This is a genomic window from Massilia sp. Root351 (assembly GCF_001425045.1).
In the GTDB taxonomy this organism is placed as follows: Bacteria; Pseudomonadota; Gammaproteobacteria; order Burkholderiales; family Burkholderiaceae_D; genus Rugamonas.
This window is the reverse complement of sequence record NZ_LMDJ01000002.1, coordinates 56,832-78,406: the sequence shown is the minus strand read 5'-3', so window position 1 is coordinate 78,406 and position 21,575 is coordinate 56,832. Positions and strand designations below refer to the sequence as shown.

The window sequence follows — 21,575 nt, the reverse complement described above, 5'->3', positions numbered from 1 at the left end:
GTAGGGGTTAGGCGCGGCGGGTTGGATGCCGCGTCTCCTGCGGCCCCGGCAGCTACCGGTGCAACTATTGTGGAAGCAGCGCCCATGCGCCGCAATTGCAAAATTCGTCAACGGCCAATATGAAATTGCGCAGACGCGGCCGGCGACAAATCATACGCAGCACTGGACATTTTCATAATTGCGCGGACCCGCCGCGCGTGGCCACAATAGGCTGCCCCTTACCACGTCAACCATCAGAAAGAAATCGAATGCTGAAACGAACAGTACTGTCGTGCGCCTTGTCGTTTGCGCTGGCCGCCGCGGCGTGCGCGCCGGCAGCGGCGCAAACCGCAACCGCCGCGCCGCCGGAATTCCCCACCATCCTGTACGGCGCAGCCTACTACCACGAGTACATGCCCTACGAGCGGCTGGACAAGGACGTGGCGATGATGAAGGCGGCCGGCTTCAACGTGGTGCGCCTGGGGGAGTCCACCTGGAGCTTGTGGGAACCGGAGGACGGCCGCTTCGAATACGCGTGGATGGACCGCGTGATCGACGCCATGGGCAAGGCCGGCATCAAGGTCATCATGGGCACGCCGACCTACTCGATCCCCGCCTGGATGGCCAGGCAAAACCCGGAAATCCTGGCCCGCAAGTTCAACGGCGTACAGAACACCTACGGCATGCGCCAGAACATGAACACCGATTCGGCCGCCTACCGCTTCTACGCCGAACGCCTGATACGCAAGATCGCCGCCCGCTACAAGGACAACCCCTACGTCATCGGCTGGCAGGTGGACAATGAAACCGGCACCTACGGCGCCGCCAACGACGACGTGTTCATCCGCTTCCAGCACTATCTCGAGAAAAAATTCGGCACGCCGGAAAACCTCAGCAAGGCCTGGTTCCTGAACTACTGGGGCCAGAACCTACACAGCTGGGTGGACCTGCCGCGCCCGGACGGCGCCCAGAGCACCGGCTACAAGCTGGAATGGTCGCGCTGGGGGCAGATGCGGGTGACCGACTTCCTGAGCTGGCAGGCGCAGCTGATACGCGAATCGGCGTCGCCACGCCAGTTCGTCACGCACGATTTCGCAGGCTCCATGCATGCCGACGTGAACGAAGTGGCCGTCACGCGCGCACTGGACATGCCGTCCGTGAACGTCTACCACTGGGGCCAGCGCGAGTACTACAGCGGCGCCGGCCAGACGCTCGACGCCGACTTCACGCGCTCGCTCAAGCGCGGCAACTTCCTGGTCACCGAAACCAATGCGCAGAGCACCGACTGGAGCTCCTCGTTCCAGTATCCGCCCTACGACGGCCAGTTCCGCCAGGACGTCTACACCCACCTGGCCAACGGCGCCAACATGGTCGAATACTGGCACTGGGCCTCGGTGCACGCCAACCAGGAGACCTACTGGAAAGGCGTGCTGTCGCACGACCTGGAGCCGAACCGGGCGTACGCCGAAATGAGCCGCACCGGCCGCGAGCTGCAGAAGATCGGCCCGCGCCTGGTGAACCTGAAGATCCGCAACGACGTGGCCATCCTGTGGAGCCGCGATTCGCTCAACGCCCTCAACGACATGCCGTTCGCGAAGGAATCCCAATGGGGCGGCTCGGGCACCAAGGCGGACTACGGCTCGCAGGTGCGCCAGATCCACCGCCAGCTGTACGACATGAACGTGGGCACCGACTTCGTGTTCGACGACACGCAGGACTTCTCTTCCTACAAGCTGCTGGTGGTGCCATCGCTGTACGTGGCGGACGAGGCGCTGCTGCGGCGCATCACCGAATACGTGCGCCAGGGCGGCCACGTGGTGATGACCTTCAAGAGCGGCTTCGCCAACGAGAACGCGGCCGTGCGCTGGACCATGGCGCCGGGACCGCTGAGGGAAGCGCTGGGCTTCCACTACCAGGAATTCTCCAACCTGGCGCAGCCGCTGGCCCTGAAGGGCGATCCATTCCAGGCCGGCGCGGACAACAAGGTGCAGCACTGGGCCGAGTTCCTGGAACTGGACACGGCCAGGGCGCTGGCCTGGTATGACCACCCCTTCTTCGGCCGCTGGCCGGCCATCACGTCTAACCAGTTCGGCGCGGGCAAGGTGGTGTATGAGGGCACTTATCTGTCGGACAAGCTGCAGCGGGCGGTGCTGCGGTCCTCGCTGCAGGAGCTGGGCGTGGCGGGACCGGACCAGCAGCTGCCGGCCAGCGTGAAGACGCGCACCGGCACCAACGGTTACCAGCGCGCGGTGCACTACTATTTCAACTACTCCGGTGCGGAAGTGAGCTTCAACTATGCGCGCAAGCCCGGCGCCAGCCTGTTGGGCGGCGGCCGCGTGGCCGCCGGGGAAAAGCTGACGCTGGCGCCGTGGGACGTCGCCATCATCGAAGAGGACGCCAAGTAAGCCGCTCCTCCACGCCCGCGCACCCGCAGGACGCCGCAAGGCGCCGGCCGGTGCGCAAGCATTCAGTCGGCCACGCGCACCGGAACGATGGCTTCGGCCGGCGAGTCCAGCTCGAGGGCGATGACGGTGTCGATGTCGCTGCGCGCCGCAGGCGGCACAGACAGCTCGATGCCGCGCCCGGTTTGGGTCAACACCGCCTTGCCGCCTCCCAGAACCGAGGCGCCAACGATCTTCGCCGGAATCGGCGGCAAGGCCAGCTTGTCCTTCGGCCAGCTCAGCACATGCACATACACCGTCTTGCCGCGGTGCGTGGAGGCGCCGTATTCCGCCGGCAGGAACGGGCCGCCGCGGGTTTCGTAGATGCTCTCGCCATGCTTGCCGAGCCAGGCGCCGATTTCCCGCAGGCGCTGCACCTGCGGCGGATCGATGCGGCCGTCGGCGCGCGGGCCGACGTTCAGCAGCAGGTTGCCGTCGCGCCCCGCCACCTTGGCCAGCAGCTGGATGTAGTGCTTGAGCGGCTTTACTTGCGCGTCGCTCTAGTAGCCCCACGCGCCGGCGATGGTGGTGCACAGCTCCCATGGACGCTGGTTGTCGAAATCGCCCAGCGCGCCGTCGCCCTCACGGGAAGCGAAATCCTCCGGCATGTCGGCGCGTCCGTTCATCAGCACTTGCGGCTGCAGGCGGCGTATTGTCGAATACACCTTGTCGTGCTGCCAGCTGAAGCCGCCCTTGTACTGCTGGCCGCGCGGACGCGCCACCCACTTGGGATGGGCGCCGGCATCCTTCCAGTCGGCGCCGAAGTTCAGCCAGTTGGCCTCGCCCCCGTCAAACCACAGCACGTCGATCTTGCCGTAGCCGGCCATCAGCTTCTCGACCTGGCGGTGATACTGCTCGCGCATGGCTTCCGCACTGTCGCGCTGCAGGTCGGGGAAAAAATAGCCCGGAAAGCGCCAGTCCATCGGCGAGTAGTACAGGCCAACGCCCAGCCCCGCCTTGCGCACCGCCTTCACGTAGTCGGCCACCAGATCGCGGCGCGCGCCGGTGCTGACGCTGGTGAACGGGTTGGCGCCGTCGTCGAACAGGGCGAAACCGTCATGGTGACGCGCCGTCAACACCACGTATTTCATGCCGGCGGCCTTGGCGGTTTCGGCCCAGGTATCGAAATTCACGTCGCCGGGTTTGAACTGGTCGGCCAGCCTGGCATACTCCCCGACAGGAATCTGTTCGTTCCACTGCACCCATTCGCCACGGCCGGGAACGGAATACAAGCCCCAGTGGATGAACATGCCGAAGCGCGCCCCGCGCCACCACTTGACGCGCGCCGCAGGGTCTTCGCCCTCGAGCCGCTGTATGGGCCGTTCGGGCGCATACCAGGCCTGTGCCGGCGCATCGCCGGCTGGCAGCGACAGTGCGGCAGCCAGCAGCGCACCCGATACCGTGGCGCTCTTGAAGAAATGCAAGGCCGTCATGGCAGGCGCTCCAGCACCACGGCAGCGCCCCCGGCAAGCGCCAGATGCAGCGTGAGCGTGTCGCCAGCCGTGACGCCGAGTTCGCGGCGCCGCAGCTCGTTGGGCGTGCCGCCATCCTCCCATACCGTGGCGCGGTAACGCCCGGCAGGCAGGAAGCGCAAGGGCACGCTGCCGGTTTTGCGCCCCTCGCCGTCGCCGGCCGCCGTCATCGCGCCGACGTACCAGGTGCTCCCCTGGCGCCGCGCCAGCACGATGTCACGCCCCGGCTCGCCCGCCAGGAAGCGCGTCTCGTCCCAGGCGGTCGGCACGCGCCGGATGAAATCGAAGCCGGCGGCGTCGCGGTACGTTTCCGGATCGTCGGACACCATCTGCAGCGGGCTGTCGTACACCACATACATCGCCAGCGCCTGGGCACGGGTACTCTGCGTCATCGGCATCACCTCGCGCACCTGGAAGCCGGCCGGCGTTGCGTTGCGGAAGCCGCCCGGCGTGTAGTCCATCGGACCGGCCAGCATGCGCGTGTACGGCAGCGTCAGGTTGTGCTGCGGCGTGATGCGGGCATCCATCTTGTTCCACTCGGCGCCCAGCACGCCTTCCTGCGTGATGAAGTTGGGCCAGGTGCGCTGCAAGCCGGCCGGGACGTAGGCGCCATGCAGATTGAGCAGCAGGCGGCGCCTGGCGGCGGCTTCCGCAATGCGGTGGTAGAAGCCGACCATATCCTGGTCGTCGCGGTTCATGAAGTCGACCTTCACGCCCTTGATTCCCCAGCGTGCGTAGGTGTCGAACACTTCGTCCATGCGCGGGGCCACGTGTTCCCAGTGCGCCCACAACAGCAGCCCCACGCCCTTCTCCGCCGCGTAGCGCGCCAGCGCCGGCATGTCGATGCCGTCTTCGGCGCGGGTGATGTCCGTGGCGGGCAGCGCCTCCCAGCAGTTGGGTCCCGAGCCCTTGGCCCAGCCGGCGTCGATCAGGTAGTAGGGAAAGCCGGATGCGGCGGCGAAATCGATGAAACGGCGATAGGCCGCCATGTCCGGCTTCATGCCGGCCAACGGCCCGGACCACAAGTCCCATGCCGCCTTGCCGGGTTTGACCCAGCTGAAGTCGCCCGTCGGCGCGGGGTTCAGGTTGCCGATCAGGTTGGAGGCGATCATGTCGCCGGACCGGTCGCCCAGCATGACCACGCGCCAGGCCGTCTGCAGCCCGGCCGCTGACTGGAATGCCGGCGCGGGCCGCTGCGGCACGGCTGACAGCCGCACCCGCAGGGCGTCGCCCTCGCGCCACAGCGACGAGCCGGTGTAGCCGTCCAGGTAAGCTTGCGTAATCGCGTACGAGGTCCGGCCCGATGGCGTGGCGCAGACCACCGGCACATCGTAGGCGACGCCGTTGCTCAGCTGCGAGATCTGCTTGCGCTCGAACGGCAGCTCGTGCGCGCCCTCCAGCAGCGTGACCAGGCAGGCGGGATCGCCGGCCGGCACGAAAGCGGTGCGCTCGCCGCGCAGGCGCACCGGATTGGCATCGGCGATGCGGTAGCGGAATGCCACGCCGTCGTCGTAGGCGCGCACGTCGATGAGCAGCCGGCGCCCGGCCGGTGCGCTTTCGCGGAACACCAGGGTGGCGCCGTTGTAGTGGTCGCGTGCGGCGGCAGCCTTGGTGGCCACCAGGGGGATGGTGCGATCGACCGCTGTTCTATCCTGCTTTTCCAGCGCCAGCGGGCCGAGGTCCGCAGCGCCGTCGAAGTCGAGGCCCAGCGGAGAAGGCGCGATCACGGCTTCTCCGCCGCGCGAGACCGAGAACCGGCCGGCGTCGCGCGCGATCGCGATGGCGGTGCGGCCGTCCGGCGAAGTGACCACCACCGGCGCGGCCCCCACCGGCGCTGCGGCAGCCGGTGCGGTAGCCGATCCAGCCACAAATATCGCAGCGAATGCCGCCACGCCCCGCAGTGCCACGCCGCTTGCCGCCAGCATGCCCTTATTCAGGCGCATGGTCCGCCCCCGCGCCGCGCCGCCACGTTCTCGCGGCGCCGCGCGGCCCATCCCATGGCCGCCGCGCCAAGGCCCAGCAGCGCCATGCTGCCCGGTTCGGGCACCGTTGCAGCGCGGCTGAAGGCAAGGTCGTCCATGACGAACCAGCCCTTGTCGCGCGCGATGTCGAGCCGCGCGACGTTGCCGAAATTAGCCGCGACCATTGCGTAAGTGGAGGAAATGGCGATGTTGCCGGTGCTGCCGATCAGCTGGTTGGCGCTATCGTATGCGGTGATGTTGACCCAGCTGGCCTTGGCGCCATTGGTGTTCGGCGTGGCGAACCAGGCGCCGGCAAACGCGAACGGCGTCGCGCTGCTGATGCTGAGATGGTTCGTGCCGAAGCCGTTCAAAACGAATTCCGTACCGGAGTGCGCGCCGTTGTCGTAACCCGCCACGGCGGTGTCGCCCAGATACCAGCTGGCGCTCCACACCAAGCCGGCGTACGGATTGTTTTTCGACAGGCTGGCCAGTTTCCCGCCCGCGTCCAGATCGTCGAAGTCAATCACGGCGGCGTGGGCCGTGGAAGCCAGCAGCAGGCCGGCGCCGGCCATCAGGCCGGGTATCAAGCTTTTCATGGTGTCCTCTTGTGTGTTGTGAGGAAGCGCCAGCAGCGCCTCCGGCCGGTATCAGTTGCAGCCGTCGCCGCTTACAGTTGGCACCGTCGCAGCGTTGTAATTGCCGACGACCATGCCGACGCTGGCTGTCGCACCGGGCGCGATGACGGTGTTCCAGCTTTCCGAGGACGCGGCCGTAAAGCTCGGCGAGGTGCCCGAGACGGCGCCGTTCCACCATGAATCCACCGTCGAGTTCTCGCTGTAGGTCCAGTTGACCGACCAGCCGTTGACGGACACGGAGCGGTTGTTGGTAATGCGCACATCGGCGATATGACCGCCCTGCCAGGATGCGGTGATCACGTACTCGCATTTGTTGGGCGGCTGCTGCGGCCCGCTGTTCGGGTCGGTCGGCGTGACCACGACGTCGCCGTCCGCCGCCACCACGCCATAGGCCACGCCGCGCCCCATCGCGTTCATGTACACGGCGCCGTAATTGTTCATATCGCCGGCAATCACCGGGGCCGCGCCGATTCCGCCAAACTGGTGCGCGTCGTCGTTCACGCGCACCCAGGTCGCGCCCCGGTCTGTGGAACGCAGCATGCCGCGCGTGCCGCCCACGGTACCCCACACGTAGAGCGCGGGATAGCCGGCGCCCGGCGCAGCCTTGCCCACGCCGGCCGTGGCGCAGTTGCTGACGGCGGCGATCTTGCTGAAGGTTGCGCCGCCGTCGGTGGTGTGCGCCAGCCCGCCGGGCAGGCATACCCACAGGTCGCCCTCGATCCCCGGCGTGGCCGTGATGAACTTCGAACCACCCAGCCCCGGACTGCCCTGCGGCGCAAAGGAAGCGCCGCCGTCGGTGCTCGCCAGCATGCGCCCGGTGCCGCTGTCATAGGCGTAGAACCTGAGCGGGTTGACCGTGTCCGCGACGGGGCGCGCGCCGGCCAGGTTCAGGCCGGCCACCGTAGTCCAGCTGGCGCCATAGTTGGCGGAGCGGTAGGTGGTGGATGAACCGTCGGGATTGTGCAGCAGCACCTGGCCGTCGGCAGACAGCGCAAGCTGGCCGGCGCTGCCATTGCTGGCGGACGCCTTGGTCCAGCTGGCGCCGGTATCGGTGGAGTAGTAGAGCTGGTTGCCGGTCCGCGCCAGCACGCGGCCGTCGGCGCTGGCGGCCAGGCTGGTGGTGGTGCCCATCGCCGGGTTGTGGCGCGCGCCGTATTGCGACGGGTCGCTATGGATAAAGCCGTCGTAGTCGCCGATCGCGGTCGCCAGTTGCCCGTTCGGCAGGCTGATCACCGAGAACGCGCCGCTCTCCTCCACGCCTGCCACGGCGAAATGCCAGGTGGTGGCCGGCGCGTCGATATCGGTGGTGCGGAACACGCCGTTGCCGGAAACGACCCAGGCTGTCCTGGTGTCGAAGGGATCGAACACCACGTCGGAAGCCCAGTGGATGGAGCTGCCCGTAATCCAGGCAGCGCCTTTCGGGTCGATGGTAAACGGGCGCGCCATTACATTGGACCAGGTACGCCCCGCATCGCTGGAGGTGTAAATCTGGTCGCCATAGCCGCTGCCTTGCGGATACCAGACGTTGGTGGTGGACACCACCAGGTGCAGCGGGTCGGCCGGATCCATGCTGATGCCGCCGAATGGGCCAGTCATGCCGGCCGGCGTGATGTTGCTCCAGTTGCCGCCTGCCGCGTCGTATTCCCACACCTGGCCCTGGTTCATGGCCTCCAGCGCGGTGGGATGGGGGCCGGCGCCGTTCGCGTAAGTGATATACAGCTTGCCTTCGGGTGAGATGACGGCGCGCTGCGGCATCAAGCCAGCGGGACCGCCTTCCACCGGCTCGAAGCTTGCGCCGCCGTCATAGCTGAAATACAGGTTGGGCCGGTTCGGCTCCAGGCGAGACACGCCGATGAAGATGCGCTGCGCAGGACCGCCGTCGGCGCTGGCCGGATCCAGCAGCACGAAGCCGATGCCGTTGTCGTTCGGCGTGGAGGTGACCGGCAACGACGCCACACGGTTCCAGGTCGTGCCCGCGTCGCTACTCCTGAACAGGCCGTTGCGGCGGGTGCCCGCATACAGCACGTTGCTGTCGCCCGGGTCGACTTGCAGCCGCTCGCCGTTGCCCCGTCCCATGCCGTTGCCATGCACCTTGAACTGCGGCGTGGTGTCGAGCACCTCGAAGTTGCGGCCATAGTCGCGCGAACGCAGGATGGCGCTCTTGCCGCCGTTGAGGTAATCCGTGCCGGCCATCAGGTAGACATTGGCGGCATTCCTGGGATCGACCGCCACCGATTCCACGCCCATCAAGCCGGAGCGTTCCTCGCCTATCCAGTCCTGCAGCGCGGTCCAGCGCTCGCGCTGCGGATCCCAGCGGTAGGCGCCGCCCACGTCGGTGCGCATATAGACAACGCCGCGCTCGGATTTACTCGGAATCACGCCGGTGACATAGCCGGCCCCGCCCATGGCGACGGCGTCCCATTTATACGTTTCCGCCCGGGCGGACAGCGACATCAGCAGTGCTGCCGACAGCAGCGCACCGATCGGTTTCAAAAGCATGCTCCCTCTCCTTTTTTTATACTGCCGAACGGCAGGCCGCTTCGCTGGCGCGCCGCCTTCCGGGCGCAGGCCGGCGGGAACGCCGCTGTAACGAATCGTATGCTTGGGTCACCGGCGGGATTCGCTAAAGTGGACTCTCCCGATTGTGCGGGGGGCGCACAGGCAGCGCAATTACGAAAACGGCCAATCGCCGGAACGAAATTTCCGTTGGCCGATCCCGGAATACCCGCTGCTTCAGTCCATGTGGAACACGGGACGCATCATGGCCCAGTGTTCGCCTTCGGCGCGGCTGGCCAGCGGCGCCTGGCACGGTGCGCAGAAGGTCCACCAGCGCCGGGTGTCGGGGTCGGCCGCCACGCTGCGCATGTCGGCTTCGAAATCGCTGCCGTGGTACTCCCAGTAGCCGAACAGCAAATTCTCCGGCTCGCGCAGGAAGATCGTGTAGTTGCGCACGTTCGCCGCCGCCAGCGTGGCCAGTACCTGTGGCCACACTGCGGCATGCAAGGCCCGGTATTCATCGATTCTGGCGGGATCTATTCCGATCACCATGCCCATGCGTTCCATGATCCATCCTCGTTCCAAGTGATAAAAAAGATGCCGCCGCATGATCGGCCAGGTCGTCCGGGGTGGCCACTCCCCGGCGGCCCGGATCCGCCGGCGCCGCTGCCGGCCGGTACTTGAACCATTACCGGGCGAACGGAGAAAAAGTTTGAGTGCACTTAATATATACAATACAATCACGCTTAGTCAAGCAAGCTGCCAACCGCACGGCGGCGCTTTTCCGCCCACACTTAGGACGAAACAATGAGTTGGAATTCACCGCCGCGATTTGGCGCTGCCCACCCCCGCCCCTTCCGCCACAGCCGGCTGATGCCACCGCAGGCCTGGCCGGCACGCAGTAGCAGTCCACGGCGGAGCCACTGACATGTACAGGACTGTTGCGATGATCTCCATACGCACCGCGTTGGCGCTGGCCGCCATCCTGGCCGCCAGCGCCAGCGCCAACTCCCTATCCACCACCCCGGACGCGCTGACCCTGCACTACGACAAACCGGCGGCCGTATGGACCGACGCCCTCCCCGTCGGCAACGGCAGGCTGGGCGCCATGGTGTTCGGCCGCCCCGAGCAGGAGCTGCTGCAGCTGAACGAAGCGACGCTGTGGAGCGGCGGGCCGGTGGGCAGCAACGTCAATCCGGGGGCGTTCGAAGCGCTGGGCCAGGTGCGCCAGGCGCTGGCCGGCGGCGACTACGCCGCCGCCTATGCGCTGACGCACAAGATACAGGGCCGCTACACGGAAAGCTATATGCCGCTGGGCGACCTGCTGATCCAGCAAGACCTGAAGGGCGCCACCGCCGCCGGCTACAGGCGTGACCTGAACATCCGCGACGGCATCGCCACCACCAGCTTCACCGCCAACGGCGTTCGCTATCGGCGCGAAGTGTTCGCCTCCGCCCCGGACCAGGTGATCGTGGTGCGCATCTCGGCCGACCGGCCGCGCGCGCTCAACCTCGCATTGGAAACCCGCAGCCAGCTGCGCGCCGAGGCCACTGCTGCGGACAATATGCTGACGCTGCGCGGCAAGGCGCCAGCCCGCGTCGACCCCAGCTACATCAATTACAACGTGGAACCCGTGGCGCAGGACGATCCGTCCGGCTGCAAGGGCATGCGCTATGAACTGATGGTCAAGCCGGTCGCCACCGACGGCACACTGGCCACGCAAGGCAAGCGCCTGCAGGTGGGCGACGCGTCGGAAGTGGTGCTGCTGCTGTCGGCCGCGACCAGCTTCGCCGGCTTCGACCGGTGTCCGGACAGCGCCGGCAAGGACCAGCACGCGCTGGCCGCCGGCCACCTGGAGCGCGCCGCGCAGCGCGGCTACGCGGCCTTGCGCGCAGCGCACATCGCCGACTTCCACAGTTACTTCGACCGCGTGTCGCTGACGCTGGGCCAGTACCGGGGCAAGGACCAGGGCAAGGGCCAAGCCGCAGCCGACCGCAGCGCCATCCCCACCGACCGCCGCCTGGCCGAGCACACTGCCGGACAGTCCGATCCCGCCCTGGAGGCGCTGTACGTGCAATTCGGCCGCTACCTGCTGATCTCCTCCTCCCGCACCAAGGACGCCCCCGCCAACCTGCAGGGCATCTGGAACCAGCACGTGCGTCCGCCATGGAGCAGCAACTACACCACCAACATCAACGTGCAGATGAACTACTGGCCTGTGGAAAGCGCCAACCTGAGCGAACTGTTCTCGCCCATGAATGACCTGATCCGCAACCTGTCCGTCACCGGCAGCGAAACGGCGGCGTCGTTCTACCACGCCCCGGGCTGGGTGGTGCACCACAATTCGGACATCTGGGCCGCCAGCAACCCGGTTGGCGATTTCGGCAAAGGCGATCCCAAATGGGCAAACTGGTCGATGGGCAGCGCGTGGCTGACGCGCCATCTGTGGGAACACTACCAGTTCACCGGCGACCGCGAGTTCCTGAAGCAATCCTATCCGGTGATGAAGGACGCGGCCCGCTTCCTGCTGGCCTGGCTGCAGCCCGATGCGCAAGGCCGCCTGGTGACGGCGCCATCGACCTCCCCGGAAAACGCGTTCCGCTACGGCGACGGGAAAACCGGCATCGTCAGCGTGGCCTCCACCATGGACATGTCGATCGCCCGCGACCTGTTTGCCAACCTGGATGCGGCCGGGAAGGTGCTGAACACCGACCACGCGTTCCGAAAGGAAGTGAAGACGGCCGGGCAAAAGCTGTTCCCGTTCCAGATAGGCGCGAAGGGCCAGCTGCTCGAGTGGTACCAGGACTTCGACGAGGTGGAGCCGCATCACCGCCATGTGTCGCACCTGTACGCGCTGCACCCGGCGCGCATCATTTCGCCGCTGGCCACGCCGGAGCTGGCCAAGGCCGCGCGCCGCGCGCTGGAACTGCGCGGCGATGAAGGCACCGGCTGGAGCCTGGCGTGGAAGGTCAACTTCTGGGCCCGCCTGCTGGACGGCGACCGCTCCTACAAGCTGTTCCGCGACCTGCTGCGGCTGACCAGGGAGGGCGATTCGCATGGCGGCGCCTACGCCAATATGTTCGACGCCCATCCTCCGTTCCAGATCGACGGCAACTTCGCCGGCACGGCCGGGGCCATCGAGATGCTGCTGCAAAGCCAGAACGACGAACTGCACCTGCTGCCAGCGCTGCCGGCGGCCTGGCGGGACGGCGAAGTCAAAGGGCTGGTCGGGCGCGGCAACTTCGTGGTGGACCTGGGCTGGAAAGACGGCAGCCTGCAGGAGGCCCGCATCGAGGCCCGCCGGGGCGGCCGCTGCGTGATCCGCACGGCGGCGCCGGTGACCGTGGATGGCGTCAAGGCGCGCAGCCGGCGCAGCGCAATCGGCTACACGCTGGCGTTCGACGCGGCCAAGGGAAAATCCTACCGCGTGCGCCCTGCTCAGAAAGTGAAGACGGTGTAGCCGTCCGCCGCGATCTGCGCGATGCTGGGCAGGCCGGACGTGCCGGGCACGCTGTTGTCGGTGATCAGGTCGAAGCCCGCCTTCTCCACTTCCTCGCGGGCGCCGAACACGTCGGCGCAGCCGCAGGAAATGCCGACCACCTTGTCTTCCACTGCCTTGTAGAGCGCGTGGATCGGGTGGCTTTCCGCCGCCAGCACGCCAGGCCAGCGGGTGCCGGTGCCCTGGAAGTAGATGCCGACGTCACTGCCCTTGTGCTTGAAATCGTAGGCGGCGGCCAGGCCGTTGAACATGCGTCCCAGAGCCTCTTCGCCGGCTTTGGGATCGGACAGGATGATGATGGCTGCTTTCATGGTGGTTCCCCTCGTTGGTTGGTCAGACTGGCCCGCCGCACAGTGCAGCGGATGAGGCCATTCTAGGCACTTGGAACAGCGAGAGAAACAGCGCCGGAGTCAATTGATTATTTCGCCAGAGGGAACAGTAGCTGGCGTGTTCAAATGCGGATGCGCCCGCAAGTGGGCCGCCAGCAGGTCGATGAAGTTGCGCACTTTCGACGAGCCGAACTTGCTTTCCCGGTGCAGCACGTGCACCGGCCACGGCGCCTCTTCATACTCGGCCAGGATGATTTTCAGGCGCCCGTCCTGCAGCTCGCCGGCGATCTGGTAGGACAGCAGGCGGCAGATGCCCAGCCCGCCCACGGCGGCGTCGATGGCTGAATCGTTGCTTGTCACCATCAGGCGCGGCTTCATGCGCACCATGGTGGGATCGTCCACCGCGCCGAATTTCCACTCCACCCGCGGCGAAATGCCGCTGGCGGCAATAATGGTATGGCGCAGCAGGTCGGCCGGATGCTGGGGCACGCCGTTTTTGGCCAGGTATTCGGGCGCCGCGCACAGCACGCGCCGCACCTGCCCTACCCGCAGCGCCTTCAGGCTCGAATCCGGCAGGTGGCCGATGCGCACCGCGACATCGATGCCCTCGTCAACCAGATTGACCACCCGGTCCAGGAAATAAGCCGACACCTCCACCTCCGGGTAGCGTTCCAGGAAATGGACGATGCAGGGCATGATGAAAGACTTGCCGAACAGCACCGACGCCGTCACCGACAGATTGCCCTTGGGCGCCGAATTGACGCCGGCGGCGGCCTCGTTGGCCTCGGCGATGCTGGCCAGGATGTTGCGGCTGTCGTCCATATAGCGCCGCCCCGCTTCCGTCATCCTGACGTTGCGCGTGGTGCGCAGCAGCAGCTTGACGCCCAGTTGCTCCTCCAGGGCCGACACGGCGCGGGTAATCGCCGCCGGCGACAGGTCCAGGCGCCGCGCGGCGGCCGCGAAGCTCTCCTCCTCCCCCACGGCGACAAACACATTCATCAAGTGGACTTGATCCATTCATTACTCCAGGCGAAATGGTGATTTGCGTACGGCGCCCATTCTTGTTTGCCGAATTATTTCGCACAATAGCATCAACAGCAATCATACCGATGGGAGAGCGTCATGAACGAGCACAATTTCTTTCACGCCGGCGAACGCGCGGTGCAGCAAAGCGCAGGCGAGACCGCCATCGCCGACCGCAATATCGCAGTGCTGACGGACACCGTCATCGGCGGCGCCCGTCCCTTCATCGCCAAGCAGTTCATGGCGGTGCTGGCCAGCGTCGGCGCGGACGGCAAGGTATGGTCCTCGCTGGTGTTCGGCAAGCCGGGCTTCCTGCACACCGACAGCGGCCGCGCCATCGTGATCGACGTGGCGGAGAAGGAGCGCGACCAGGCCGACCCGCTGTGGGCCAACCTGGCAACCGGTTCCGACCTCGGCATGCTGTTCATCGAACTCGGTTCGCGGCGCCGCTACCGCGTCAACGGCACGGTGCAGCACCTCGATGCGCACGGCGCCGAAGTGGCGATCCGCGAGGCCTATCCGAACTGTCCCAAGTACATCCAGCGCCGCCACCTGCGCCAGGCCGGCGAGCCGGCGCTGCCGGTACAGGCGGCGCATGGCACGGTGCTGCGCGGCACGGTGGCGGACATCGTCCAGCAGGCCGACACCGTCTTCGTGGCCAGCCATAACACGGCCAGCGGGGCCGACGCCTCGCACCGCGGCGGCACGCCCGGCTTCGTGAAGGTGGTGGACGACACCACGCTGCGCATCCCGGACTACCACGGCAACAGCCTGTTCAACACGCTGGGCAACATCACTGCCGATCCGCGCGCCGGCCTGTGCATCCCGGACTTCGTGCACGGCCAGCTGCTGCAGCTGACCGGCACGGCCACGGTGCAATGGGACCAGGACGATCCGCACAACGAAACCGGCGGCACCCGCCGCTACTGGGAATTCAAAGTGGGGCAATGGATACTGCGCGACACGCCACAGCCGCTGGAATGGGAGTATCTGGACGCCTCCCCGTTCAACCCGCCGGCGCATGCCTGAGGCCTGGGTCATGAGCCATGTCATCGCCAGCGTGGCCGCCCTCGGCGCGGCCGTCAAGGAGTTCCATATCCGGCGCCAGGACGGCGCGCCGCTGCCGGACTGGCAGCCCGGCGCGCACATCGTGCTGCGCTTCGCCGCTGCCGACGGCACCGTTTTCGAAAACCACTATTCGCTGGTCGGCGTAGCGGGACCGGCCGATACTTACCGCATCGCCGTGCAGCGCGAAGCGCACGGCAAGGGCGGTTCGCGCTGCCTGCACGACGAATTCGGCGCCGGCAGCACGCTCGAAGTGAGCGGCCCGTTCAACAGTTTTCCACTAAGCGCTGCGCAGGAGAGTGCGCGCGTGGTGCTGATCGCCGGCGGCATCGGCATCACGCCCCTGGTATCGATGGCGCATGCGCTGGGCATGCCGTTCGAACTGCACTATCTGGCGCGCAGCGCGGACCGGCTGGTCCTGATGGAGGAGCTGCGCGCCATCCCGCACGCCGCCATCGTTCCGCACCTGTCGCAGGAAGACGGCCGCGCCGACCTTGCAGCCCTGCTCGGCCCCTACCGCGCGGGCGGCACATTCTACGCCTGCGGCCCGGTGGCGCTGCTGCAAAGCCTTGCCGAAACGGGCTCGCAGCTCGGATGGCCGGCCGGCGCGATGCGCTTCGAGAGCTTCGGCCCCCGTGCGCAGACGGAGGACGCCCCGCTCACGGTGGAACTGGCGCTGTCGCAGATGACGGTGGAAGTGCAGCCAGGCACGTCAATATTGGACGCGCTGATTGCGGCGGATGTATTCGTTTCCTACGAATGCAAGCGCGGCGAGTGCGGCAGCTGCTACACCCCTGTCCTGCAGGGCCGGCCGCAGCACCGCGACGTGTGCCTGACACCGGCCATGCGAAGCGCAGGCATGTGCACCTGCGTCTCATGGGCCGGCCAGACCGGCCAATCCAGCAGGCTGGTGCTGGAACTGTGACCGGCCGCTACGGACTGCGGCCGCCCGCCCTACTGACGCGCCCCCTGGTACATCAAGCCGCTGTCATTGAGGCCGAACTTGAACTTCTTGTTCATCTCGATGATCTCGGCGCCGGCCAGCAGTGCCGGGCCGTAGCCGTGCGCCGCCTTCACGCTGGTGGGCCGGTAAGCGTAGAACGCCGGGTCGAACGCCATGCCGGTGCCGACGCAGATGCCTTCGATCTGGCCGTTGGCGGTGACCTTGCTGGCCACCGCGTTCCAGGCCAGGTTGGCCATCGGGCCATACATTTGCGCATCCACATAGCCGCGGTTCACGGCGCGCGCAATGGCATAAGTGTAGATGGCGGTGGCAGAGGTTTCCTGGTAGGTGTCCGGGCGGTCGATCAGCTGGTGCCAGAACCCGTCCCGGGTCTGGTACGACGCCAGGCCCTTGATGTGGGCGCGCAGCTGCTCGAGCACCGCCTTGTAGTGCTTGTGGTTCTTCGGCAGCACTTCCAGGATCTCCACCATGGACATTACCGCCCAGCCGTTGGCGCGCGCCCAGTGCATCTCTGGATGGTCGCGCAGGCCTTCCACATAGCCGTGCATATAGATGCCCAGCTGCGGATTGAACATGCGCTTGGAGAACTGCAGCACCTGCTTGCCGGCGTCGTCGAAGTGCTTGCGGTCGCCGGAGACGGCACCCAAGTAGGCCATGGTCGGCACGCCCATGAACATGTCGTCCAGCCACAGCGTGTCCGGCAGCGGGCGCATTTTCACGCCGCCCTTGCCGTCCGGGCCGCCGCGCGCCAGGGTGCCGTCCTTCAGGCGGTATTCCTGCTTGGTGACGAAGTCGCCGCAGATGCCTATCATCTGGCCGTAATCGACCGGCGAGCCGCCCAGCTTGGCCTTCATGAAGCTGTGGCACAGCGCGCCCGCGTCGTCCAGCGCGTGCGGATTGAGGAAGCTCTTGATCGGCGCGTGCGCGTTCTTCGGGTCGGCTTTCACCGCCGGGTAGTAGGCCTTGGTCAGCTGCGACAGCAGCTGGTGGCGCTTGACGGTGTAGTCGGTGTAGCGCTGGTCGCCGGTGGCTGCGCCGGCGGCCAGCATGCCCAGGTAGGTCACGCCCCACTCGTAGCTGGTCAGGCGGAAGTCGCCCGGCTTGAGCACCGTATCAGGGTCGGCACGCGACAGGTCGGTGACCGCCGCGCCGCTGCTCTTGCTGATCAGTTCAGCGGGCGTCGTGCTGTCCAGGTAGGCGAACACGCGGTCCAGCACCGCCTTCACTTCGGCGGTTTCCATGGCGCGGTAAGGAGTCGGGTAGGTCACCGCCAGCGCATGCAGCATGGCGTCGGCCGGGGCCGGACCTTTTTCCTGGGCCACGGGCGCTTCCTGGGCCGATACGTTGAGCGCCACCGGGAACAGGCCGGCGGCCAGCGCACCGGTCACACAGCGGCGCAGCGTCGAAGCATTCATCTGATACGTCTCCTTGTCGAATAATAAGTGCCTTGCATGGGCACTAGGATATTCGACAAAGAATGATCGCAGCGATCAATATCGTGACTAAAAGGCCGGCCGACCGCTCAGGCGCCTGCAGCGGCTCGGCTAGGCCGCGGGCGTGGCGAGGGAGCGGAAGGCTTTCGGCGTGCAGCCGTATTCTTCCTTGAACAGCTTGTTGAAATAGGACACGTTGGCGTAGCCGACCGAATAGGCGATCTCCGCCACCGCCGCGCCGTTCTTCTAGGCCAGCAGCCGCGCCGCTTCCGTCAACCGCAGCTTGTTCAGGTAGCTCGTAAATGTCATGCCGAGTTCCGCTTTCAGCACTTCATTGACCTTGTTGCGGTTGGCGCCGGTTTCATTTGCCACGCGCTCGAGATCCAGTGCGGTATCGGTATAGTTGGTGGCAATGAAGCGCAATACGGACGCCTTCTCCTTGTCCCTGTAAGGTTCCAGCGTCAACTGGCGGTATGCCACCAGCGGCAGGTCCTTTTTCATCTTGTGATCCAGGCTGGCGACCAGCGCGCGCGCATGCCCCCGGACAAACCACAGGCCGAATCCCAGCCAGCTTGCAAGGATGATGGCGGCCAGCGCCGCCAGATAGCGGTAATCGCGGCCGCGCAAGGTCAGGCCGCTGATTTCAAGATAGGAATCGACGTTGCGCGCGCTGTGGGCGCTGGTGCCGAAAACGATTTTCGCCACCTTGTCCAGCGTGTAGCCCTGGTGCGACAGGTCGAGCTTCATCTGCTCGAACCACCAGTCCGGCAGCGTCAGCCGCGCCAGGTCCAGCGACACCGGCACGCCCCGCTCGTTGCAGGGGAAATAGGTGCCCGGCGAGCGGTAGGTCTCGAACTTGCCGGGCCGCGAGATTGCTTCGTCAAAGGTGGAAATAACCAGCGTCATCGAGCCGGCCGGCGCGCACTTGGCCAGGAAGGTGATGGTGCTGTATGCCGACCAGTCCGCGTGGGCCTGCCGGCCCTGCCTGTCGTCCAGCACAAGCTCGGTTGAAACGTAGGGATGGGGAGCGGCGTCGGTCAGCCGGAAGTTAAAGCGCAGGCGCTCGCGCGTCGAACTGTGGAGCCGCACGCTCGATGTGCCATGCGTGGACACGTCGGAATAGGTCCGGTAATGCCAGCTGGGGCCGCTCCCCTGCGCCGGCAGCAGGGAATACGAGGGGTAGCTCCGGAACACGAACAGGCACGCCAGCAGCATATCCGCCACCATCAGCAGAAGGAGCGCCAGCAACGCCTTCTTGTAGAAATCTTGCATTTCAACACTAAAAAGTTACATTCTCCCTCGCATCATAACAGCCGGCAGCAGCCGCTTGGGGCGAATCCGGCCGCGCGCAGGCTCAACGCGCCGGACGGAAAATCAGCCGGGCAAAGTGATGCAGGTTTTCGGCCCAGCTGTCCCGGTCATGTCCAAAACCGTCCACATTCCAGACATGCGGCACGCCGTGCTCGCGCAGGTAGCGGCGGACTTGCTGCGACACGCCGATCAACCCGTCCTGGCTGCCGCACGACAGATACAGCAGTTGCAGCTGGCGGCGCGCAGCGGCCGGGTCGGGCAGCAAGACCGCTGCGGGGCGCGTGTTGGGCGCGGAGGAGAAGCCGCCCACCCAGGCAAACGTGTCCAGATGGCCGAGGCCGAAGTTCAGCGCCTGGCCGCCGCCCATCGACAGCCCGGCGATGGCGCGCTGGCCGCGCACGGCCAGGGTCGGGTAGGCCTTGTCGATGGCCGGTATCAGCGATTCCAGCAAGTCGCGCTCGAATGCCGCAAACGCCGCCACGTGTCCGGGCGAGAAGGTGCGTTCGGCCGGCGGCGGCCGGTCGTCGGCCAGCGCCCGGCCGTTGGGCATGACGACGATCATCGGCACGGCCTCGCCGCCGGCGATCAGCCGGTCGAGCACCGCGTTGGCGCGCACGTAGCCGCGCCATTCATCCTGGCTGCCGCCTATGCCGTGCAACAGGTACAGCACCGGGTAGCGGCGCTGGGCCGAGTAACCGGCTGGCAGGTAGACGCTGGCCTTGCGCTGCGTACCCGTCACCACCGACTGGTAGGCAAATTCCTGCAACGTTCCTTGCGCGGCGCCGGGCTGCGGATCGGCGAAGCCGGGCGGCGGCGGCGGCAAGGCCCGCACGTCGTCCGGCGCGGACAAGGCGGCGCCTGCGGCCGGCTCAGCCTTCAACAAGCGCTCGATATCGGGCCGGATCGCGCTGGCAAAGACCTGGTAACCCTGTTCCGACATGTGCAGGAAATCCGGCTGGAGCTGCGCCGACAGCTTGCCGTCTGCGCCGACGAAGCGCGCGCCGTAGTCGTGGAAGAATACGTTCTTGCCGTCGTCCAGTGTCTTGACCATCTGGTTGAGCGCCGCCACGTGGCGGCGTTCGGGCGCGTCCGGCAGTGCGCCTTCCGGCAGCACTGCATTGAGCAGGATGCGCGCGCCCGGATACTGCTGGCGCAGCCGCGCCACCACGGCCTGGATGCCGGTGAACACCTGCTCCGGCCGTTCGCCGCACAGATTGATGTTGTTCACGCCTATCATCAACACCACCAGCCGGGGCGTGAGCGCGGCAATGGCCGGGTTCCGCAGGCGCCACAGCAGGTTGCCCGTGTGGTCGCCGCCGATGCCGAAGTTGGCGGCCTTGAGGCGTCCGAAGTTCGCGTCCCACTGCGCTTTTGGCCACATCTCGGTAAGCGAGTCGCCGACGAACATCACCTCGATATCGCCCTGCGCGGCGCGCGCGGCCTGTTCCTCGTGCATCCGGCGCCAGCGTGCCATCGACATCCATGGATAGTCGACGGTGCGCGGCGCGGCATTGGTGGCGCATGCGACAGCCTCCCTGGCCGCTTCGGGTGCGTCCGCCAGCAGTTTTTCCAGGTGCGGACCCAGCTCCCTTGCCCAGACTTCGTAGCCCTTCTCGCCGGGATGCAGCATGTCGGGCATCAGCTCGCGCGGCAGCGAGCCGTCCGGGTTCAGCATCGCGGCGTTGAGGTTGGCAAAGAAAACCTGCCGTCCGTCGGCATAGCCGGCAATGAGTTTGTTCACCCGCTCGTTGAGGCGGCGCAGCGATCCCGATGGCTGCTCGTCGCGCGGGAAAATGGCCAGCAGCAGCACCTTGGTGTCCGGCAGGCGGCGGCGCAGCTCGTCAACGATGGCCTTGATGCCGGCGGCGGTGGCCTCGGGTTCGTCCTGCCGGTCGCCCGCGTTGTTGGTGCCGATCATGAGCACCGCAACCTTGGGCGCTATGCCGTCGATTTCGCCGTGCCGCAGGCGCCACAGCACGTTTTCCGTGTGGTCGCCGCCGAAGCCCAGCGCCAGCGCGTTGTATTGCTCATAGTAGCGCTTCCACACCGGCAGCCCGGCCTTTTCCCAGCCCTCGGTGATGGAGTCGCCAATGAAGACGATGCCGGGATTCTTGCCTGCTTCCTTGAGCTTGCGCAGCTCGGCCAGTTTCTGCTCATGGCGCGCCTCCCATTTGCCCAGCGCCCAGGCGTGGGTCAGCGGCGCGGGCGTGACGGCGACGGTGCGGTAGTCCGGGCATTCGGCATTGGGCTTGCCCTTCCGAACCAGCTTGACATTGGCCACGGCCACTTCGCCGGCGCCGTTGCCTTCCAGCGCGAACGGCATCGGCACCTGGCTGAAGTCGTCCTTTTCGCGGGCAAAGCAGGACAGCGAGAACGACAGGCGCTGCCAGCCCTTGCCCTGCAGCGCGCGGCCCGGCAGGACGTAGGGCACCTTGCGGTTGCATTCCGGGCCGCAGCGCATGGCGACGTACATGCCGCCATTGGACAGCTCGCGCACATTGATATCGAATTCCAGCGTGCCGGCGGCCAGGTAGGGGCGCAGGTCGAGCGGCGCGCCGCCATCCAGGCGCAGGCTGGCAAACCAGGCGTCCTTCCAGCGCAAGGTCAGTGCGCCTCGCTTCCCTGCGGCTGGCCCGGCGCTGGCGCCCACCATGCCGTTGGGGGCGTAGGAGTCTGCGGGCTTGGCCAGGGTCAGCGAGCCGCCCCGCAGTACCTGCTCGGGGCTTTCGAAGCCGGCCACGGTTACCTGCCACGACGGCACAGGCTTGCCCGCGTAAAGGGAAATGGCCGGTGCGCCGGCGGCCTGCGAGCAAAGTGCCCACGCCGCCAGCAAGACGGCCGGGATGAATTGTGCGCCTGGGTTCATCAACGCCATTCGTGAGAAAAAGTGAACCCGATTGTGCCGGCGGCCAGCTTGCGGCGCAATTACAAAATCGCCCAAGCGGAGGAATAAAATTCCACACCACG

At 66.5% G+C, this 21,575-nt stretch carries 14 protein-coding genes and 1 pseudogene; 4 read left to right on the top strand and 11 right to left on the bottom strand.

Features of this window, described 5'->3' with window-relative positions; all coding sequences use genetic code 11:
• The first annotated feature begins 248 nt into the window (after positions 1 to 248).
• Positions 249 to 2,384: a beta-galactosidase gene (locus ASD15_RS05385; RefSeq protein WP_057153788.1), complete on the top strand. Its 2,136-nt coding sequence runs from the start codon at positions 249 to 251 to the stop codon at positions 2,382 to 2,384.
• A gap of 62 nt (positions 2,385 to 2,446) precedes the next feature.
• On the opposite strand, the pseudogene ASD15_RS33070 reads toward ASD15_RS05385, so the two are convergent.
• The 5 genes and pseudogenes from ASD15_RS33070 to ASD15_RS05355 all read right to left on the bottom strand — a co-directional run bounded on the left by ASD15_RS33070 (position 2,447) and on the right by ASD15_RS05355 (position 9,551).
• Positions 2,447 to 3,853, bottom strand: a pseudogene (locus ASD15_RS33070) (alpha-L-fucosidase).
• Entirely contained in the window at positions 3,850 to 5,835 is a 1,986-nt protein-coding gene (locus ASD15_RS05370; protein WP_200953924.1) for a glycoside hydrolase family 97 protein, read from the bottom strand. Before ASD15_RS05370 ends, ASD15_RS33070 begins: the two are co-directional and overlap by 4 nt.
• On the bottom strand, positions 5,826 to 6,449 hold the full coding sequence (locus ASD15_RS05365; RefSeq protein WP_082551579.1) for a PEP-CTERM sorting domain-containing protein: 624 nt from the start codon (positions 6,447 to 6,449) through the stop codon (positions 5,826 to 5,828). Before ASD15_RS05365 ends, ASD15_RS05370 begins: the two co-directional genes overlap by 10 nt.
• Positions 6,450 to 6,500: 51 nt before the next feature.
• Positions 6,501 to 8,987, bottom strand: a complete 2,487-nt coding sequence (locus ASD15_RS05360; protein WP_157200826.1) for a cellulose binding domain-containing protein — start codon at positions 8,985 to 8,987, stop codon at positions 6,501 to 6,503.
• A 234-nt stretch (positions 8,988 to 9,221) separates the two neighbouring features.
• Positions 9,222 to 9,551: an L-rhamnose mutarotase gene (locus ASD15_RS05355; protein WP_057153784.1), complete on the bottom strand. Its 330-nt coding sequence runs from the start codon at positions 9,549 to 9,551 to the stop codon at positions 9,222 to 9,224.
• 379 nt (positions 9,552 to 9,930) lie between these two features.
• Between ASD15_RS05355 and ASD15_RS05350 the strand changes: the two genes are divergently transcribed.
• Positions 9,931 to 12,444: a glycoside hydrolase N-terminal domain-containing protein gene (locus ASD15_RS05350; RefSeq protein WP_057153783.1), complete on the top strand. Its 2,514-nt coding sequence runs from the start codon at positions 9,931 to 9,933 to the stop codon at positions 12,442 to 12,444.
• On the opposite strand, the gene ASD15_RS05345 is transcribed toward ASD15_RS05350, so the two are convergent.
• Positions 12,423 to 12,794, bottom strand: coding sequence for a DsrE family protein (locus tag ASD15_RS05345; protein ID WP_057153782.1), 372 nt, complete (start codon positions 12,792 to 12,794; stop codon positions 12,423 to 12,425). The two genes, ASD15_RS05350 and ASD15_RS05345, sit on opposite strands and share 22 nt — an antisense overlap.
• Before the next feature lie 99 nt (positions 12,795 to 12,893).
• The gene (locus ASD15_RS05340) at positions 12,894 to 13,829 is read right to left on the bottom strand and encodes a LysR family transcriptional regulator (protein ID WP_057153781.1); all 936 of its coding nucleotides are present in this window, start codon (positions 13,827 to 13,829) and stop codon (positions 12,894 to 12,896) included.
• Between the two features lie 105 nt (positions 13,830 to 13,934).
• On the opposite strand from ASD15_RS05340, the gene ASD15_RS05335 reads away from it, so the two are divergent.
• The gene (locus ASD15_RS05335; RefSeq protein WP_057153780.1) at positions 13,935 to 14,864 is read left to right on the top strand and encodes a pyridoxamine 5'-phosphate oxidase family protein; all 930 of its coding nucleotides are present in this window, start codon (positions 13,935 to 13,937) and stop codon (positions 14,862 to 14,864) included.
• Positions 14,865 to 14,874: 10 nt separating this feature from the next.
• Positions 14,875 to 15,825 (top strand): PDR/VanB family oxidoreductase, encoded by a 951-nt coding sequence (locus ASD15_RS05330; protein WP_057153779.1) that lies wholly within the window; start codon positions 14,875 to 14,877, stop codon positions 15,823 to 15,825.
• 29 nt (positions 15,826 to 15,854) lie between these two features.
• Here ASD15_RS05330 and ASD15_RS05325 read toward each other — a convergent pair whose 3' ends face one another.
• From ASD15_RS05325 to ASD15_RS32755, 4 genes are all read right to left on the bottom strand, one after another.
• Entirely contained in the window at positions 15,855 to 17,279 is a 1,425-nt protein-coding gene (locus ASD15_RS05325) for a glycoside hydrolase family 105 protein (RefSeq protein ID WP_057153778.1), read from the bottom strand.
• Positions 17,280 to 17,408: 129 nt separating this feature from the next.
• Positions 17,409 to 17,528 carry an AraC family transcriptional regulator gene (locus ASD15_RS32155; protein WP_157200825.1) on the bottom strand — a complete coding sequence of 40 codons (120 nt, stop codon included), beginning with the start codon at positions 17,526 to 17,528 and terminating at the stop codon, positions 17,409 to 17,411.
• A 15-nt stretch (positions 17,529 to 17,543) separates the two neighbouring features.
• Entirely contained in the window at positions 17,544 to 18,569 is a 1,026-nt protein-coding gene (locus tag ASD15_RS05320; RefSeq protein ID WP_157200824.1) for an AraC family transcriptional regulator, read from the bottom strand.
• Between the two features lie 82 nt (positions 18,570 to 18,651).
• Positions 18,652 to 21,474: a GDSL-type esterase/lipase family protein gene (locus tag ASD15_RS32755; protein WP_162249878.1), complete on the bottom strand. Its 2,823-nt coding sequence runs from the start codon at positions 21,472 to 21,474 to the stop codon at positions 18,652 to 18,654.
• Positions 21,475 to 21,575 lie beyond the last annotated feature (101 nt).

Coding starts and splice junctions, on each gene's coding strand:
- ASD15_RS05385 (WP_057153788.1), top strand. CDS start 249: ATGCTGAAACGAACAGTACTGTCGTGCGCCTTGTCGTTTGCGCTGGCC.
- ASD15_RS05370 (WP_200953924.1), bottom strand. CDS start 5,835: ATGCGCCTGAATAAGGGCATGCTGGCGGCAAGCGGCGTGGCACTGCGG.
- ASD15_RS05365 (WP_082551579.1), bottom strand. CDS start 6,449: ATGAAAAGCTTGATACCCGGCCTGATGGCCGGCGCCGGCCTGCTGCTG.
- ASD15_RS05360 (WP_157200826.1), bottom strand. CDS start 8,987: ATGCTTTTGAAACCGATCGGTGCGCTGCTGTCGGCAGCACTGCTGATG.
- ASD15_RS05355 (WP_057153784.1), bottom strand. CDS start 9,551: ATGGAACGCATGGGCATGGTGATCGGAATAGATCCCGCCAGAATCGAT.
- ASD15_RS05350 (WP_057153783.1), top strand. CDS start 9,931: ATGATCTCCATACGCACCGCGTTGGCGCTGGCCGCCATCCTGGCCGCC.
- ASD15_RS05345 (WP_057153782.1), bottom strand. CDS start 12,794: ATGAAAGCAGCCATCATCATCCTGTCCGATCCCAAAGCCGGCGAAGAG.
- ASD15_RS05340 (WP_057153781.1), bottom strand. CDS start 13,829: ATGGATCAAGTCCACTTGATGAATGTGTTTGTCGCCGTGGGGGAGGAG.
- ASD15_RS05335 (WP_057153780.1), top strand. CDS start 13,935: ATGAACGAGCACAATTTCTTTCACGCCGGCGAACGCGCGGTGCAGCAA.
- ASD15_RS05330 (WP_057153779.1), top strand. CDS start 14,875: ATGAGCCATGTCATCGCCAGCGTGGCCGCCCTCGGCGCGGCCGTCAAG.
- ASD15_RS05325 (WP_057153778.1), bottom strand. CDS start 17,279: ATGAATGCTTCGACGCTGCGCCGCTGTGTGACCGGTGCGCTGGCCGCC.
- ASD15_RS05320 (WP_157200824.1), bottom strand. CDS start 18,569: ATGCAAGATTTCTACAAGAAGGCGTTGCTGGCGCTCCTTCTGCTGATG.
- ASD15_RS32755 (WP_162249878.1), bottom strand. CDS start 21,474: ATGAACCCAGGCGCACAATTCATCCCGGCCGTCTTGCTGGCGGCGTGG.